Origin of the sequence: Mycobacterium sp. Root135 (assembly GCF_001426545.1) — a bacterium.
Taxonomy (GTDB): Bacteria; Actinomycetota; Actinomycetes; order Mycobacteriales; family Mycobacteriaceae; genus Mycobacterium.
Genome location: NZ_LMEZ01000008.1, coordinates 15,274 through 31,529, shown reverse-complemented (window position 1 = coordinate 31,529; position 16,256 = coordinate 15,274). Strand labels below are relative to the sequence as shown.

The following is a 16,256-nucleotide window of genomic DNA, read 5'->3' as shown; positions in this document are numbered from 1 at the left end:
CGAGGTCGCCGAGAAGGAACTCGCTGCCGCAGAGTGACCGCCCCGCGTGGCATCCATCTCACTCCTGCCCGATGTCGGCACCCGGCACGCCCGTCGATGACAAGATCTTGCGCGTGGCCGAGCCCGTCAGTTTTCCCAGCAGCACCGGACCCATCCTGCGCGGGGTGGTCGACCTCCCCGTCGGCGAGCCCCGCGGGTGGGGCGTCTTCTCCCACGGCTTCACCCTCGGCAAGGACAGCCCCGCGGCGAGCCGGATGTGCAAGCAACTCGCCGCCGACGGCATCGGCATGCTGCGCTTCGACAACCTGGGCCTCGGTGACTCCGACGGCGACTGGGGCGACGGGTCCTTCTCGCACAAGGTGGCCGACACCGTCCGCGCCGTCGAGTTCATGAACGGCACCGGCCGCGAGGTCCATCTGCTCGTCGGGCACTCGTTCGGCGGTGCCGCCGCGATCGCCGGTGCGCACGAATGCGAGACCGTGGCCGCGGTGGCCAGCATCGGCGCGCCGTACGAACCCGCGCACGTCGAGCACAACTACGACGCCCTGGTCCACCTCATCGAGGCCGACGGTGAAGCACCGTTCCTCGCAGGCGGCAAGGCACTGACCCTCAAGAGGCACTTCATCGAGGACGTCCGCGCCGCCGACCTGCGCGAGCGCATCCGCACCCTGCGCCGGGCGCTGCTGGTGATGCACTCTCCCACCGACAACACCGTCGGCATCGAAAACGCCAGCGACATCTTCCGCACCGCTCGGCACCCTCGCAGCTTCGTCTCCCTCGAGGGCGCCGACCACCTGCTGACCGGCAAGAACCAGGCCGCCAGAGCCGCCCGAATCATCAGCGCCTGGGCCGACCCCTATCTATAGCCCGGACATAACTAGCGTGGACACCGTGAAAGTGCTCGTCCCAGACGACCTCGGCCTCGAACTTCCCGCCCCATCTGAGGGCCTGACGACGGCGTTCTACCGGCCCGGTGATCCGTGGCCGTCCGACCACCTCGACGCCGACGTCGTCGTGGTGGGATTCGACGACGCCGCGGCGACCGGAGCCCGGTTCGTCGACCTGCCGAATCTGCGCCTCGTCCAGACCCTCAACGCCGGCTATGAACAGTGGGTCCCCCACCTGCCCGCTGGCGTGATGCTGTCCAACGGGCGTGGCGCGCACGGCGGCTCGACGGCCGAGTGGGCGGTGGCGGTGTTGCTGTCCATCTACCGCGACCTGCCGGGGTTTCGTGCCATGCAGGCCGACGGCGTCTGGGGTTTCAAGGACACCGAGACGCTGATCGGCAAGCGCGTCGTCGTCCTCGGCGCAGGCGATCTGGCCGTCAACCTGGCGGCGCGGCTCGCACCGTTCGAGGTCGAGGTGACGCTCGTCGGCCAGCGGGCCCGCGACGGTGTCGTCGCCCTCGCCGACGTCGACGCCCTGCTCCCCAACGCCGACGCCGTGGTCGCGATGCTGCCGGCGACCAAGGAGACCTACCACCTTCTCGACGCCGCGTTCCTGGGCCGGCTGCGCGACGGCACGGTGGTCGTCAACGCCGGCCGCGGCAATGCCGTCGACACCGACGCGTTGATCGCCGAGCTGACCTCGGGCCGGCTCCGCGCCGCGCTCGACGTCACCGATCCGGAACCGCTGCCGCCCGGGCACCCGCTGTGGTCCACGCCGAACCTCGTCATCACCCCGCACGTCGCGGGAAGCACCGAGGGGGCGTGGGACCGGGCGTTGCGAATCGCCATGGAACAGATCGACGTCTTCGCCACGGGCGGTCGGCCGCCTAACGCCGTGATCGTTCCGGACTAGGTTGGGAGCCATGTCCTCGCGAGTCGCAGTCGTCGGTGCAGGCATCTCCGGCGCGATATGCGCCCACGTCCTTCGCGAACACGGTATCTCGGCCGAGCTGATCGAACGGGGCCGCGCGCCGGGCGGGCGGATGGCGTCGCCGGAGTTGCACGGCCGCCGGGTGGACCTGGGCGCTGCGTACTTCACGGCCAAGGAGCCCGACTTCGTCGCCGCCGTCGAGCGATGGTCGGCCCAGAAGCTGGTGCGGGACTGGACCGACACGCTCGACGTGTACTCCGCCGACGGCCATCAGACCACCTCTGGCCCGATGCGCTACGCCACTCCCGGCGGGCTTCGGTCCCTGGTGCGGGCAACGCTGCCCGACGGGGTGCGGTGCGAGCGAACAGTCGACTCCCTCGACGAATTGGACCATGACGCAATCGTTTTGGCGATGCCCGATCCGCAGGCCGCCCGCCTCGCCCCCGACGCCGCCGACTGGGTCGACTACGAACCGGTGATCACCGTCGTGGCGGGCTGGGAGCAGCGCTGCTGGCCATTTCCGGACGCAGCCTTCGTCAACGACGACGCCGACGTCACCACCGTCGCCGACGACGGCTCGCGGCGCGGTGACGGCGCCGCGGTGCTCGTCGTACACACCACCGCCGACCGCGCCAGCGCCCATCTGCAGAATCCCGACGACGCGGTGGCACCCGTCCTCGACGCGCTGCGCCGGGTCATGGACGTCACGCCACCCCCGGAGTGGACCCACGCCCACCGCTGGACGTTCGCGAAACCCGTTACGACCCATGGCGAGGACGCCTTCGGATTGACCGACCACGCGGGACGTCCGCTCGGATTGTGCGGCGACTCGTGGTGCCCGTCCGGTGCGCCGCGCATCGAGTCCGCATGGCTGTCCGGGCACCGGCTCGGGTCGGCTCTCGCCGCCCGGCTGGGCTCCTGACTACAGGCAGGCCGCCAGCGCGTCGGACAGGATGTCCAATCCCGCGTCGAGATCGGCGTCGGTGATCGTCAGCGGCGGGGCGATGCGGAAGATTCCGCCCATGCCCGGCAGCTGCACGATGTTCATGTGCAGCCCCCGCTGAAGGCACTCGGCGGTGACCCTCGCCCCGAGGTCGTCGGCGGGTGCCTTGCTCACCTTGTCGGCGACCAGCTCGACGCCCTGCAACAACCCCCGGCCACGCACGTCGCCAACCTGCTCGTGCCGATCGCGGAGCGCGGCCAGCCGCGTTCCGAGGTGCCGTCCGAGGACGGCAGCCCGGTCGACGAGCCCGTCACGTTCGACGACCGTCAGCACCGTCAGGGCGACGGACGCGGCAAGCGGATCCGACACGTGGGTGGTGAAGAACAGGAAACCCCGCTCGTGACAGACGGATTCGATGTCGTCGGTGGTGACGACGGCGGCCACCGGCAGACCGGCGCCGAGCGTCTTCGACAGCGTCAACAGATCCGGGACGACGCCGTCGCGTTCGAGGGCGTACATCGTTCCCGTGCGGCCGATTCCGGTCTGCGCCTCGTCGGCGATCAGCAGCATCCCGCGCTCGACGCAGAGTTCGGAGAGTCGGGCCAGGTAGCCGGGCGGCGGTTCGATGATGCCGCCCGAGGACAGGATCGGCTCGACGAGGCACGCGGCGAGGCTGCCCGAGGATTGCGCGTCGACCGCCGCGAAGCCGTACTCCAGCTCCGTGCGCCAGTCGTAGCTGCCGTCGGAATTCCGGAACGGTGACCGGTAGGCGTTCGGCGTCGGCAAGGTCAGGTTGCCAGGCATCGGCGGGCCGTAGCCGCGTCGCCCCGCGCTGAACGTCGCCGACGCCGCCCCCGAGGTCATGCCGTGCCACGACCGGTCGAACGACACCACCTCGTACCTGCCGGTGTAGAGCTTGGCCATCTTGATGGCGGCTTCGTTGGACTCGGCGCCGGTGGTCAGCAGCAGCACCTTGGTCAACGAGTCGGGCAGGGTGGCCGCGAGCGTGGCCGACAGCTCCACCACCGGCTCGCTGAGCATGCCGCTGTAGAGGTGGTCGAGGGTGGCGACCGCCTCCGACACCGTGGCCACGACGTCGGGATGGGAATGCCCCAGCACCGAGCTCATCTGCCCCGAGGTGAAGTCGAGGATCGCCGTCCCGCTCTCGTCGTACACATGACTTCCATTGGCCCGCTTGATGACCCGCGGGACGAAGGCCGCCCCGTAGCGCACCACGTGTCGGTCGGCGTTCGTCCAGAACTGCTTGGTGTCCACGACACGAGTATGCCGCTCGCTGCGGGCGCGCCGAGCGTGGGTCAGACTTCGTTGGTGACCGGTCAACGCGACACCGAAACCGCCTTCGACGCCGAGGCGGTCCGCGCCCACTTTCCCGCCGTCGACGGCGGCACCGCGTTCTTCGACGGGCCGGGTGGCTCGCAGACGCCAACCGCCGTTGCCGACGCCGTTCGCGACGCGATGCTGCGACCGCTGTCCAACCGCGGGCACGCCACCGCCGCGGCGCGCAACGCCGAGGCCATCGTCGTCGAATGTCGTGCCGCACTTGCCGATCTGCTCAACGCCGACCCCGACGAGGTGATCTTCGGGCGCAGCATGACCGCGCTGACCTTCGACCTGTCGCGCACGCTGGCCGCCGGTTGGGGCCCCGGCGACGAGGTCGTGGTGACGCGGCTCGACCACGACGCGAACGTGCGGCCGTGGGTGCTCGCCGCCGCCGCGGCGGGTGCGACGGTGCGATGGGTGGACTTCGACCCAGACACCTCGGAGCTCCCGGTGGCCGCCGTCGCGGCGCAGCTGACCGACCGTACGCGGCTCGTCGCGGTGACCGCCGCCTCGAACCTGATCGGCACCATGCCCGACGTGCGGGCCATCGCCGAACTGACCCACGCCACGGGTGCGCTGCTCTACGTCGACGGCGTGCACTACACCGCACACGGCGTCGTCGACGTCCAAGAGCTCGGCGCCGACTTCTTCGCATGCTCGCCATACAAATTCCTTGGCCCGCACTGCGGAGTGGTGGTCGGCAGAGCCGACGTGCTTGACGGGCTGCGTCCCGCCAAGCTGCTCCCGTCTCCCGATCGAGTTCCGGAACGCTTCGAATTGGGCACGCTGCCATACGAAGTGATGGCCGGCGCGACGGCCGCCGTCGACTTCCTCGCGGGTATGACGGGTGCCGCCGGCTCTCGCCGCGAGAGACTCGTCGCGAGCCTGGGGGCCCTGGAAGTCCACGAGGACGGACTGCGCCGGCGGATCGAGTCGGGCCTCAGAGATATTGCCGGAGTGCGGATTCACTCGACGGCCAGCCGACGGACCCCAACGCTGCTGGTGACCTTCGAGGGCCGCGACGCCGTCGAGATCAGCGCGGCACTCGCCGAACAGGACGTCAACGCCCCGGCCGGGTCGTTCTACGCGTACGAGGCAGCCAGGCTGCTCGGCCTCGGCGATGCGGGCGGGCTGCGGATCGGCTTGGCGCCGTACAACACCGCTGCCGACGTCGACCGGTTGCTCCGAGTGCTCGGCGACGCGCTGCGCTGACGTTCCGGTGAGCACAACCGCTCGATACATAGGGCACGTTATGCACAGCCCGGCGAAGCACCTCTCAAAGAGCTTTGGCCGCCGGGGCGGTTTCGAACCCCGGTGAATGAAAGTTCCACCGGCGCCGGTTGATCGGAGGCGCTGCACCGCAGCGTCTTTTCTGTGAACTTTCTGCCAAGATCCTGCGTCCGCCGTCGATTCGCCACTGCATAGGCCAGGTGATATACCTAGCGGGTGAACGACGAGTCGGGCGAACGAATCGCCGGTGACTGCGTCGGCGGCTTCCTCGATCAGGCCGTCGACCTGACCGCCCGGTTCCTGACCGACAGAACCGATTTGGGCGTCTCCGCCCTGTTCGTGATCAACAGGGTGTGCCGGGAAGGTCCGCTCCGGCTGACCACCCTGGCCGCCAAGGAGGGCATCAGTCAACCGTCGATGACTCAGCTGATCACACGGCTGGAGCGGCAGGGATTCGTCACCCGCACCGCCGATCCCGAGGACGGCCGGGGCACCCTCGTCGGCATCACCGAGCTTGGCCAGGAAGCCCTCGACGACCGCAGACGCCTGCGCAGGGAACGCCTCGGCGAGCTGTTGGAGACCCTGACGCCCGACGAGCGGCACGCGCTGCTGCTCTCGGCCAACGTTGCGCTTCCCATCCTGCGCAGGCTCGCCGCAAATGCGGGCTGCCCGCCCGACGACGATCAGTGGAAGGCGTCGACGTGAAGAACAACCCCATCGGTCGCGTGGTCAAGACACTGTGGATTCCCCTGGTCTTGGTCGTCGTGCTGGCGGTTTCCGGTCTGGTGGTCTACCGCTTGCACGGTCAATTCGCCTCCCAGAACCTCAACGCCAACGCCGGCTCTGGCATCGAAATCGTCCAGTTCAACCCGAAGGTCATGGTGTACGACGTCTACGGCTCACCGGGCGACACGGCCCTCATCAGCTACTTCGACCCGGACGCCAAGGTCCACACGATCACCGCGTCGCTGCCGTGGTCGGTCACCCTGTCGACCACGTTGCCCACGGTCAGCGCGAACCTGATGGCGCGGGCCGACGGAGATCAGATTGGATGCCGCGTCACCGTGAACGGAATCGTCCGTGAAGAACAGTCAGCGAACGGAATCGAAGCCCAGACCTACTGCCTGGTGAAGTCGGCATGACCCACGCGACGCCCGGACGAGCTCCGGCCGAAACCCCGTCCGGTGACGCAGAGCGACCCAAGCGGCCCTACCTGCCACACGCCATCCGGATCTTCTCGATCCCGATCGTCCTGTTCTGGATCGCGGTGGCGGTTCTGGTGAACGTGCTTGCGCCTCAGCTGGAGGTCGTCGGTGAGCTGCACTCTGCGCCAATGGCGCCCGAGGACGCACCGTCGATGACGTCGATGAAGTTGATGGGCGGAAACTTCAAGGAGTTCGACTCCAACAGCACCGTGATGGTCGTGATCGAGGGCCAGCAGCCGCTGGGCCCGCCCGCGCACGACTATTACAACGCGATCATCAAGAAGCTGCAGACCGATCCCCAGCACATCCAGCACATTCAAGACTTCTGGGGCGACACCTTGACCGCGGCCGGCGCACAAAGCGCCGACGGCAAGGCGTCCTACGTGATGATCAACCTGGCTGGCGAGCAGGGGCAGACGGAGGCCAACGAAGGCGTCGACTTCGTCCGCAAGGTCATCGCCGAGACCAAGGCCCCACCGGGTGTGCAGGCCTACGTGGCCGGCCCGGCCGCCCTCACCGACGACCTGCACGTCATCGGCAACGCCAGCCTCGCCCAGATCACGTTGATCACGCTCGCCGCGATCGCCCTGATGCTGTTGATCGTCTACCGATCGATTCGCACGACGCTGATTCAGCTGTTCCTGACATTCCTCGGACTGCTGACCGCGCGGGGCGTGGTGTCGGTGCTCGCGACCAACGGGGCATTCGGTCTGACGACGTTCGCAGGCAACATCCTGACGATGCTGGCGATCGCCGCAGCCACGGACTACGGCATCTTCATCTTCGGTCGCTATCGAGAAGACCGCGCGATGGGGTTGGACCGCGACGATTCGTACTACGCCACCTTCAAGTCCGTCGCGCCCGTCATCGTGGGTTCTGGCCTGACCATCGCCGGCGCCACCTTCTGCCTCAGCTTCTGCCGACTGCCCTATTTCAGCACCATGGGCGCACCCGTGGCCATCGGCATGATCGTGGTCGTGATCATCTCGGTCACCCTTGGTCCCGCGGTGCTCTTCCTCGGCAGCAAGGTCGGACTCTACGAGTCGAAGCGGCCCGCCAAGAGCCGCTTCTGGCGCAAGGTCGGAACGGCGGTAGTCCGTTGGCCCGCACCGATCTTCGTCGTCAGCCTGTTCGTGGTGCTGATCGGCATCGTGGCGATTCCCGGCTACAAGCCGGCCTACAACGACCAGTACTACCTGCCCGACGACGCGCCGACCAACGTCGGGTTCGCCGCCGCCGACCGGCACTTCTCCCAGGCTCGAATGAATCCCGACATCCTGATGGTCAACTCCGAGCACGACATGCGCAATCCCGCCGACATGCTGGTGCTCAACGCCGTGGCGCGCAACGTGATGCACACCGACGGCATCGCCATGGTGCAGAGCATCACCCGGCCGCTCGGCATCCCGATCCAACACAGCTCGATTCCGTTTCAGACGAGCGTCTCCGGTCAGACCAGCAACATGAACCTGCCGTTCCAACGGGCCCAGCTGGCCGATCAGCTGAGGACGATCGATTCGACGAACGCCTCGATCGCCATCCTGGAGCAGCAGTACCAACTGTCACTGCAGCAGACCGCACTCACCCAGGACTCGGCGGAGAAGTCCCGGGAGCTGCTCGGGACCACCGAGAAGCTCCGGGACAACATCGCCAACTTCGACGACACGTTCCGGCCGATGCGCGCGTACTTCTACTGGGAGCCGCACTGCTTCGACATTCCGCTGTGCGCCGCCATCCGTTCGCTGTTCGACTCCCTCGACGGGATCGACGAATTGACCGACCGGACGGGGGCCGTCCAGAACAACACCGATCAACTGTCCGCGCTGGCTCCGAAGTTGACCGCACTGCTGCCGCAGACGATCGCCACGATGAAGCAGAGCCGCGATCTAGCTCTGGCGTCGTACAACTCGCAGAAGGCGCTGCTCGACCAGATGCAGGCGTCCAACGACACCGCCCTGGCGATGGGAGCTGCGTTCGACGACGCCAAGAACGACGACCTGTTCTTCCTGCCGCCCGAAGCCTTCACCAACCCGGACTTCAAGCGCGGCCTCGCGATGTTCCTGTCCCCGGACGGCAAGTCCGCGCGCATGTTCATCACCCACGAGGGCGACCCCGCCACCGTCGACGGCATCGCCAGGGTCGACTCCGAACGCAAGGCCGCGCAGGACGCCTTGAAGATGTCGTCCCTCTCCGACGCCAAGATCTATCTCGGTGGCGTGGCGGCCACGTATCGGGACATGGCAGACGGCGCCAAGTACGACCTGATGATCGCGGTGGTGTCGGCGTTGACGCTGATCTTCATGATCATGCTCATCCTGACCCGCAGCGCCGTGGCCGCTCTGGTCATCGTGACCACGGCGGCCAGTTCGATCGCTGCGTCGTTCGGAATCTCGGTTCTGTTGTGGCAGGACCTCTTTGGCAAGCCAATCCAGTGGCTGGTCATGCTGATGTCGGTAATCATCCTGTTGGCCGTCGGCTCGGACTACAACCTTCTGCTGGTCTCCCGGTTCAAGGACGAGATACACGCGGGGCTCAAGACCGGCATCATCCGCTCGATGGCGGGCACCGGCGGCGTGGTGACATCGGCCGGTCTGGTGTTCGCCGCGACCATGGCGGCGATGATGTTCAGCAAGCTGGTGGTGCTGGCGCAGATGGGCTCCACGATCGCCATCGGTCTGCTGGTCGACACCTTCATCGTGCGGTCGCTGCTGATGCCTTCCATCGCAACACTCTTGGGCCGCTGGTTCTGGTGGCCGCTGGTGGTCTACCCCCGCGGCGACAACCACTTCAAGAAGCCTGCGTCGCCACCGCCGGCGAGCGACGAGACCGACACCGCGCCGGTACCCGTGCCGAGTTAGCCGCCGTCCTTCGGCGGGGCGGCGGCCTCGACCACCGCAATCTCGCTGAGCCCGCTGATCGTGAGCACCCGGACCAGGAACGGGTGCACGATCAAGTGAAGCCGGTCGACCTCGTCGGCGTGGTTGAACAGGACGTTGATGCCCGCGCTGTCGAGGTACTTCACCGCGCTCATGTCGACGGTGATCGGCTGTCGGGTGCCGGCACTCGCTTTCGTGAGCGCCTCGGTGAACACGGCGATGTTGCTGAGGTCGATCTCGCCCTCCGCGACGAGCCGGGGCGCCCCGTCGGCGTCCCGGTCGGTGTTCAGGGTCAGCGGTGTGGCCATTAGCTAATCCTTGCGTGCATGGACACTGTGGTGCCGTTGTCGTCGGAGTGAATGAAGAAGTCTTCCATCAGACCTTTCATGAGGGCCATGCCACGTCCACGGCTGATGTCGGCGACGGTCCGCGGCCGCTTCCAGGTACCGGTGTCGGCGACGGTGACCTGAAGCCGGTCGACGACGGCCGTGGCCTTCAACGAGACGACGCCCTCCGGACGGTCCCGGTGGCCGTGTTCGATGGCGTTTGACACGGCTTCGCCGGTGGCGATCAGGACGTCCTGCATCTGCTCGTCGTCGATTCCCGCCTGAGTCAGCCAGCCCCGCAACGTGTCTCGGATCGGAGCCAGCTGGGCGGCATCGGCGGGGAACGTCACGTTCAAGGGTCCCGGTCTGCGATACAGCAGAAGGGCAACGTCGTCGGGATACCCGCCAAGCGGTTCGAGTTCAGCCATCAGGTGATCGGCGACGTCGTCGAGGGCGTCCACCCGACCGCTCCGTACGAGGTCGGCGGCGTGGACCATTCCGTCGTCCATCGACGTACCCCGACGTTCCACCAGACCGTCGGTGTAGAGCAGCAGCGTGGCGCGGGCGGGCATCGTCATCCGCACCTCGGGCCGAGTCCTGCCCAGCTGCAACGCCAGTGGGAGCCCCCGCCCGCCCTCCACCATTGCCGTCGTACCGTCGGCCTGCACCAGGATCGGCGGCGGGTGCCCCGCGCTGGAGAAGACGAGCTCGCCGCTCGCCAAGGTCAGCACCGCACAGAAGGCGGTGGTGCACCTGGCACCGGGCAGCCGCGCGGCGAAGCGGTCCATACCGGCGAGAACGGCGCTTGGAGAGGACTGTTCGAGAAACAGTGCCCGACACGCACTGCGCAGCTGACCCATCACGGTGGCGGCCCCGAGGCCGTGGCCGACGCAGTCTCCGACGATGAGCGCCATGCGTCCGTCGTCGAGGTCGACGACGTCGTACCAGTCACCGCCGACCTGCAGCGGTCGACTGGCGGGGTGGTACCGCACCGCGAAGCCCGCCGGTAGGTTCGCCGGTCCCAACATCGCGTGTTGCAGCGCCACCGCGGTCTCACGCTGCTCGTCCAGCTGGTAAGCCCGGTGCAGCCCCTGGCCCAGCCGTCCGGCGAGCACCGCGAGGAGGGTGTGGTCGCGCGGACCGAACGGCCGGCGCTCGGACAATTCGACCCAGACGACCAGGACCCCGCGCGGATGCTGCAGCGAAATACCCCCGGACCCGGTGGTCGCGGTCCCGGTGGTGAGCAGACCCGCGTCGCGCACACTCTCGATGGACGCACGCTGGTCGGCGGGTAGCTCGGCCCATTCGACCGGGTCGCCGACGCACACCAGTTCCGGGGCGCTCCCCTCGACGGCGGTGCCGAGGAACGTCACGGCCAAGACGCGCCTGGCCCGCCACACCCGTTGCAACTCCTCGATGGCGCCGACAAGCGCGTCTTCGAGTGAATCAGCTTGAGCCAACTGTTGATTCAGCGCTGCCAGGGCGGTCTGCCGCTGGACGTTGTAGTGCTCGGACGTGACGTCGCGGAAGGTGCCGACCATGACCCGTCGGGCGGTGTCGGGATCCTCGGCGTGGTTGAAGTTGACGGCGACCCACAGGCGATGGCCGTCACGGTGAGTCACGGGAATGGTGAACGCCCCGTGGGTCTCCTTGAGCAGACCCGCAAAGGCCGTCTGCACGAATTGGTGCGCTTCGGAATCGGTGTCGGCGTCCGGCCACCAAGGATGAATGGGCGCATACGGCAGGCCCGCTGGTCCGTATCCGAGCATGTCGACGAAGGCGGTGTTGATCTCGATGACGGCGCCGTGCTCGTCGCAGACGAAGAACGCCTCCTGCAGGGAGTCCACCAAGGCCGTGCGCCACCGGGCATGGTGGTTCCGCAACCTCGCGAGTTCGACGTTGGCCCGCACACGGGCCAGAAGCTCGGCCGCCGCAAAGGGTTTCACGAGATAGTCGTCGGCCCCGGCCTGAAGGCCCTCGATGGACGCCTCCTGGCCAGCCCTGGCCGACAGCAGCAGGACGGGAAGCGCGACGGTCCGCGGATCCCCGCGGAGGGTGGCAAGCAACTGGAGCCCGTCCAGGCGCGGCATCATCACGTCGCTCACGAGGATGTCCGGTGCCTGCTCGCGAATCGCGCCGAGGGCCTCGACCCCGTCGTTCACGGCGGTCACCAGGTAGCCCGAGGTCCGCAACAGGTTGGTGAGGTACTCCCGCATGTCTGCGTTGTCGTCGGCCACCAACACCCGGACCTGATCGTCGCCGCCGCCGAGGTGGGTGACGACGGTCGACTGCTCCTCGGATCCGGGCGAGTCCGGATCCGACGGCAGCCAGCGCAACGCCTCCTGAACGTAGGGCTGCGCAACGGCGCCCACGCCGGCTCCGGTGCCCGACGGCGAAATATCCTCGGCGGCAAGGTGTCCCGCACCGTAGGGCAAGCGGACGGTAAAGGTCGACCCCTCGCCTTCCTGACTGTCGGCGATGATCGTGCCACCCTGCAGCCCGACGAGTTCGCGGACGAGGGCCAACCCGATGCCGCTGCCCTCTGTCGACCGCGCCCGGGCGGTCTCGATGCGATGGAACCGCTCGAAGAGCCGGGGCATCTCGGCGGCGGCCACTCCGATGCCGGTGTCGGCGACGGTCACCACCGCGCCCGAGTCGTCGCCGCGAACCCGGACGGTGATCGAGCCGTCGAACGTGAACTTCAACGCGTTCGACAGCAGGTTCAGCACGACCTTTTCCCACATGTCGCGGTCCAGGTAGACGGCTTGCTCGAGGGTGGGGACGTCGACGACGAACTCCAGGCCCGCCCTGTCGACGGCCGACCGGAAGACGCTGGCCAATTCGGCGGTGACGGCCGACAGGTCGACGGGTTCGAACCGGGCCTGCATCCGTCCGGCCTGAATGCGGGAGAAGTCGAGCAGGGTGTTGACGAGCTTCGCCAGCCGCAAACCGTTGCGGTGCACCAGATCCAGCTCGTCGCGAACCTCCTGGTCCAGGCCGCTCGTCCGGCTGCGCAAGTCGTCGACCGGTCCGAGGATCAACGTCAGCGGAGTGCGGAACTCGTGGCTGATGTTGGAGAAGAACGCCGTCTTCGCGCTGTCGAGTTCGGCAAGCTCCTCAGCCCGCTGCTGCTGGGCCTGGTAGCTCCGCGCGCTGCCCACGCCCGCGGCGATGTGTCCGGCCACCAGCTCGACGAAGCCCCGATAGCCGTCGTCGAGCGATCGGTGCCGATTCAACGCGGCGACCAGGAAGCCCACCGGCGCGCCACCCTGCTGCAGAAGGGGAACCACGAGCGCCGCGGTCGGCGGATCAGCCCAGGCGCCGGTCGGCAGTTCGAGCATCCGGCCGTCGAGTTCCACCAACGCCGTATCGCCGCGGGCCGACTCGGCGACCGGCCAGATGGTGGAGTCATGGGCCGAAAGTGTCTGCGGCACCGCCCGATGACCGATGGCGATGCCGCTGACGCCGGCCAGGTGCGCGTCGCCGCCACCCGGTGTGTCGCCGAACAGGTAGGTCAGCGTGAAGGGAAGGTCGTACGGGTTGCCGGCGAGTTGACTGGCCGCGAAGTCCAGCATTTGGCGCTCGGTGCGGACGACGCTCGGATCCGAGCCGAGGTCGCGCAGCGTTGCCATCCGACGTTCGGCGATCACCCTGTCGGTGTCCTCGCTCACGACGCACAACATGCCCACCAGGCGGGTGGCCTCGTCGCGCAGCGGACTGTAGGAGAACGTGTGATAGGTCTCCTCGGAGTAGCCCGACCGCTCGAGGAACAGCAGCAGCGCTTCGTCCCACGTCGCCTCACCGGTGGTGAGGACCGACTCGATCCTCGGTCCGATGTCGGGCCAAATCTCCTGCCACACCTCGCTCGCGGGCCGGCCGAGGGCCCAGGGGTACTTGCTGCCGAGGGTGTCGCGACGATAGGCGGCGTTGCAGAAGAACGTCAGATCCGGCCCCCACGCCATCCACATCGGAAACCGGGACGCCAGAAGGATGCTGACGGCCGTGCGGAGGCTCTGCGGCCAATCCTCCGGTGCCCCAAGCGGCGTCGCCGCCCAGTCGACAACGGCCAGGTCACGGCCGATCTCGTCGTCATCTCGGAAGACCACGGAAACGCCTCTCGTCACATGTCATTCGTTGACCGTCGCTTCCCGACGCCACTCTGCGGGCACTACGAAGTGGGTTGCCAACATCGACGCCGCGACGGGGTAGTCGCGCATCGCCGCGGCGAGAATCTCCACCAATTCGACCATCATCCTGGGGTCGGCGCCTCGGGTGCCGAGCAGATCGTCGATCCACCAGGCCGTCTCGGGCAGCACGCGATGATCACCGGTGAGCAAGGCCGCCTCCACCGCGTGCAGGGTCTGGTGCAGCACGTCGTCCGCGACGTCGATCACGCTGTTGAGACAGTCCGCGTCGGGAGTGGTGGCCGCGGCCACCAGCGACCACCGCTCGCGAAGCCGCGCCACGAGGCGACGATGATCCGATTCCAGCGCCGCCTGCTCGGCGGTCCGTTCACCGGGCAGGGGAGCCGCAGGCGCGACGACCGCAGGCAGCCCGTCCATCGCCACGATGGCGCCATGCGCGTCGCTCGCCCATGCGGTGGCGCCAAGGGCGACCGCGCGCACGTCGTCGACGCCGAACGCCGGACCGCCGACCAGGATCGGTGTTCCGCTGGCCGTCGTGGCCTCGATGAACCGGCGACAGGTCGACAGGGAACCGAGCACCGAACAACTCACCGCGACGGCGTCCGGCCCGAGGTCGTTCAGATACTGGTTGAGGCGCAACGGATTCGTCGACGCGCCGAGCAGCGTGGTGTCCCACCCGTGAGCACGCAAGGCACATTCGATCATCATCGCCGGGAGCGCATGCCACTCACGCTCGGCGCAGGCGACGAGGACCCGGCCCCTGGTCAGCGGCACCTGGCGGACGTGTTTCGCGACGACCCTGGTCGCGGCGATGGCCGTGGCGGTGGCGGCGTGCTCCTGCGCGACGGTGAATTCACCTCGCTGCCAGCGCCGTCCGATTTCCCGCTGAGCGGCCGCCACCACGTCGGTGAGCACCGATACCGGCTCCCGACCGTCGCGCAGCAGTCCGTCGACGATCGACGTGACGGTCTCGGTGTCTCCGCTCGCGAGAGCGGCGTCGTAGGCCTCCAACGGTTTTCGACGCTCGTCTATTCGCCGCATGTCACCGCGAGCAACGCGATGTCGTCATGCTGGCGACCGTCGAGGTATTCGAGGACATCCTGTTCGATTGCCTCGCAGAGCACTTCCGGGTCGGCGCCGGCGTAGCGAGGCAGCAATGCGAGCAGACGGTCGACGCCGTACAGGCCGTCGGCACCCATCGCCTCGTCGACTCCGTCGGTGAACATCAGCATGGTGTCGCCGGACTCCAGCGCGATGGTGACCGGCCGGTACTGCACTTCCGCCACCATGCCGACCGCGGTGCCACCAACGCCGACCGGCTCGACCCGGCCGTCGGCCCGCAGCACGATCGGCGCCGGGTGACCAGCAGAGGCCACGTCGACTATGAACCGCCCGTCGGCGTCCCGGCGCATCCTGGCGCACACCACGGTGACGAAGTCCTTGGTGTGCTCGTCGAAGAGCACCGTGTTCAGCGCGTCGAGCACGACCTCCGGTCGACGATCGAAATGGCATGCGGTGCGGATACTTTGGCGAGTTCGACCGGTCAGCGCTGCCGCCTCGACACCCTTGCCCGACACGTCGCCGACCGAGAGCAACCAGTCGTCCCCCCGCCCGTGGACGTCGTAGAAGTCGCCACCGATGTCCAAGTGTTCGGCCGCGGGCCGGTATCTGGCCGCCAACCGCGCACCGTCGACGCTGGGAAGCGACGGCGGCCGGAGGCTGCGCTGCAGCACCGTCGCGATGCGCCCACGTTCCTCGTAGAGCCTTGCGGAATCCAGCGGCATCGCGGCGCGGGTTGCCACTCGTTCGGCGACGGTCACGTCCTGCGCGTCGAAACCCCGTCCCTCACAGCGGATCATCACCAGCGCTCCGATCGTGGTGCCCCGCGCGGTGAGTCCGACGGCGAGTAAATCAGCCGGCCGCATCGTGGCGGCCTCGGCGGCGAGTCGGGGGTGCGGAATCATGGTGGCGAGATCGGCCTCCACGTCGGAGTCCATCATGACGTGCCGCAACTCCGTGCCACCGGTTCTCAGTACGCGACTGAGTTCGAGATCGGCGATGCCCGACGCCGAGATGACGGCGTGAAAGCCGGCGTCGTCGCCCCCGACGATGGTCAGCCCGCCGGGACGATCACCGGGAAGGACGACCATCGCCCAGTCGGCGAGCCGGGGACGGATCATCGTCAGGAAGCGCAATGCGGTTCGGCGCAAGTTCAGCGAACCGGACAGCCCGACGCCGACGTCCTCGACCAACTGGTCGCCAGCGTGCAGGTCGGCGGCGGGGTCCGAAGGTTGGCACGGGACCGTCTGGTTGAACGCCATCGCCCCCACTTCCCTGCGCGTCGCCGCGACGTATCAGCTGCCATGTCGACG

Annotated in this window: 12 protein-coding genes; 7 read left to right on the top strand and 5 right to left on the bottom strand. The window is 68.0% G+C overall.

Going from position 1 to position 16,256, the window contains the following annotated elements; translation table 11 throughout:
* Positions 1 to 113: 113 nt before the first annotated feature.
* From ASD37_RS23995 to ASD37_RS23985, 3 genes are read left to right on the top strand one after another with little or no spacing between them, the layout of a single operon-like run.
* Complete coding sequence (locus ASD37_RS23995) at positions 114 to 866, top strand: S9 family peptidase (RefSeq protein ID WP_056558216.1); 753 nt, start codon at positions 114 to 116, stop codon at positions 864 to 866.
* A 25-nt stretch (positions 867 to 891) separates the two neighbouring features.
* Complete coding sequence (locus tag ASD37_RS23990) at positions 892 to 1,800, top strand: 2-hydroxyacid dehydrogenase (RefSeq protein WP_082570408.1); 909 nt, start codon at positions 892 to 894, stop codon at positions 1,798 to 1,800.
* Between the two features lie 10 nt (positions 1,801 to 1,810).
* Positions 1,811 to 2,740, top strand: coding sequence for an NAD(P)/FAD-dependent oxidoreductase (locus tag ASD37_RS23985; RefSeq protein WP_056557635.1), 930 nt, complete (start codon positions 1,811 to 1,813; stop codon positions 2,738 to 2,740).
* On the opposite strand, the gene ASD37_RS23980 is transcribed toward ASD37_RS23985, so the two are convergent.
* Complete coding sequence (locus ASD37_RS23980) at positions 2,741 to 4,036, bottom strand: aspartate aminotransferase family protein (RefSeq protein WP_056557633.1); 1,296 nt, start codon at positions 4,034 to 4,036, stop codon at positions 2,741 to 2,743.
* Positions 4,037 to 4,090: 54 nt separating this feature from the next.
* Between ASD37_RS23980 and ASD37_RS23975 the strand changes: the two genes are divergently transcribed.
* The 4 genes from ASD37_RS23975 to ASD37_RS23960 all read left to right on the top strand — a co-directional run bounded on the left by ASD37_RS23975 (position 4,091) and on the right by ASD37_RS23960 (position 9,395).
* A complete protein-coding gene (locus ASD37_RS23975) occupies positions 4,091 to 5,314 on the top strand; it encodes a cysteine desulfurase-like protein (RefSeq protein WP_056558214.1) in 1,224 nt (407 codons plus the stop codon).
* A gap of 234 nt (positions 5,315 to 5,548) precedes the next feature.
* Positions 5,549 to 6,037, top strand: a complete 489-nt coding sequence (locus tag ASD37_RS23970; protein WP_235568531.1) for a MarR family winged helix-turn-helix transcriptional regulator — start codon at positions 5,549 to 5,551, stop codon at positions 6,035 to 6,037.
* Entirely contained in the window at positions 6,034 to 6,474 is a 441-nt protein-coding gene (locus tag ASD37_RS23965) for an MmpS family transport accessory protein (RefSeq protein WP_056558210.1), read from the top strand. Before ASD37_RS23970 ends, ASD37_RS23965 begins: the two co-directional genes overlap by 4 nt.
* A complete protein-coding gene (locus tag ASD37_RS23960; protein ID WP_082570385.1) occupies positions 6,471 to 9,395 on the top strand; it encodes an RND family transporter in 2,925 nt (974 codons plus the stop codon). The genes ASD37_RS23965 and ASD37_RS23960 overlap by 4 nt, the downstream gene beginning before the upstream one ends.
* Here ASD37_RS23960 and ASD37_RS23955 read toward each other — a convergent pair.
* Genes ASD37_RS23955 through ASD37_RS23940 form a run of 4 tightly spaced genes read right to left on the bottom strand, consistent with a single transcriptional unit; the run spans position 9,392 to position 16,205 of the window.
* Entirely contained in the window at positions 9,392 to 9,721 is a 330-nt protein-coding gene (locus tag ASD37_RS23955; protein ID WP_056557631.1) for an STAS domain-containing protein, read from the bottom strand. The genes ASD37_RS23960 and ASD37_RS23955 overlap by 4 nt on opposite strands.
* Positions 9,721 to 13,845, bottom strand: coding sequence for a SpoIIE family protein phosphatase (locus ASD37_RS23950; protein WP_235568530.1), 4,125 nt, complete (start codon positions 13,843 to 13,845; stop codon positions 9,721 to 9,723). The genes ASD37_RS23955 and ASD37_RS23950 overlap by 1 nt, the downstream gene beginning before the upstream one ends.
* Positions 13,846 to 13,866: 21 nt before the next feature.
* Complete coding sequence (locus ASD37_RS23945) at positions 13,867 to 14,925, bottom strand: B12-binding domain-containing protein (RefSeq protein WP_056557626.1); 1,059 nt, start codon at positions 14,923 to 14,925, stop codon at positions 13,867 to 13,869.
* The gene (locus tag ASD37_RS23940; RefSeq protein ID WP_056557625.1) at positions 14,913 to 16,205 is read right to left on the bottom strand and encodes a PP2C family protein-serine/threonine phosphatase; all 1,293 of its coding nucleotides are present in this window, start codon (positions 16,203 to 16,205) and stop codon (positions 14,913 to 14,915) included. The genes ASD37_RS23945 and ASD37_RS23940 overlap by 13 nt, the downstream gene beginning before the upstream one ends.
* Positions 16,206 to 16,256: the final 51 nt, after the last annotated feature.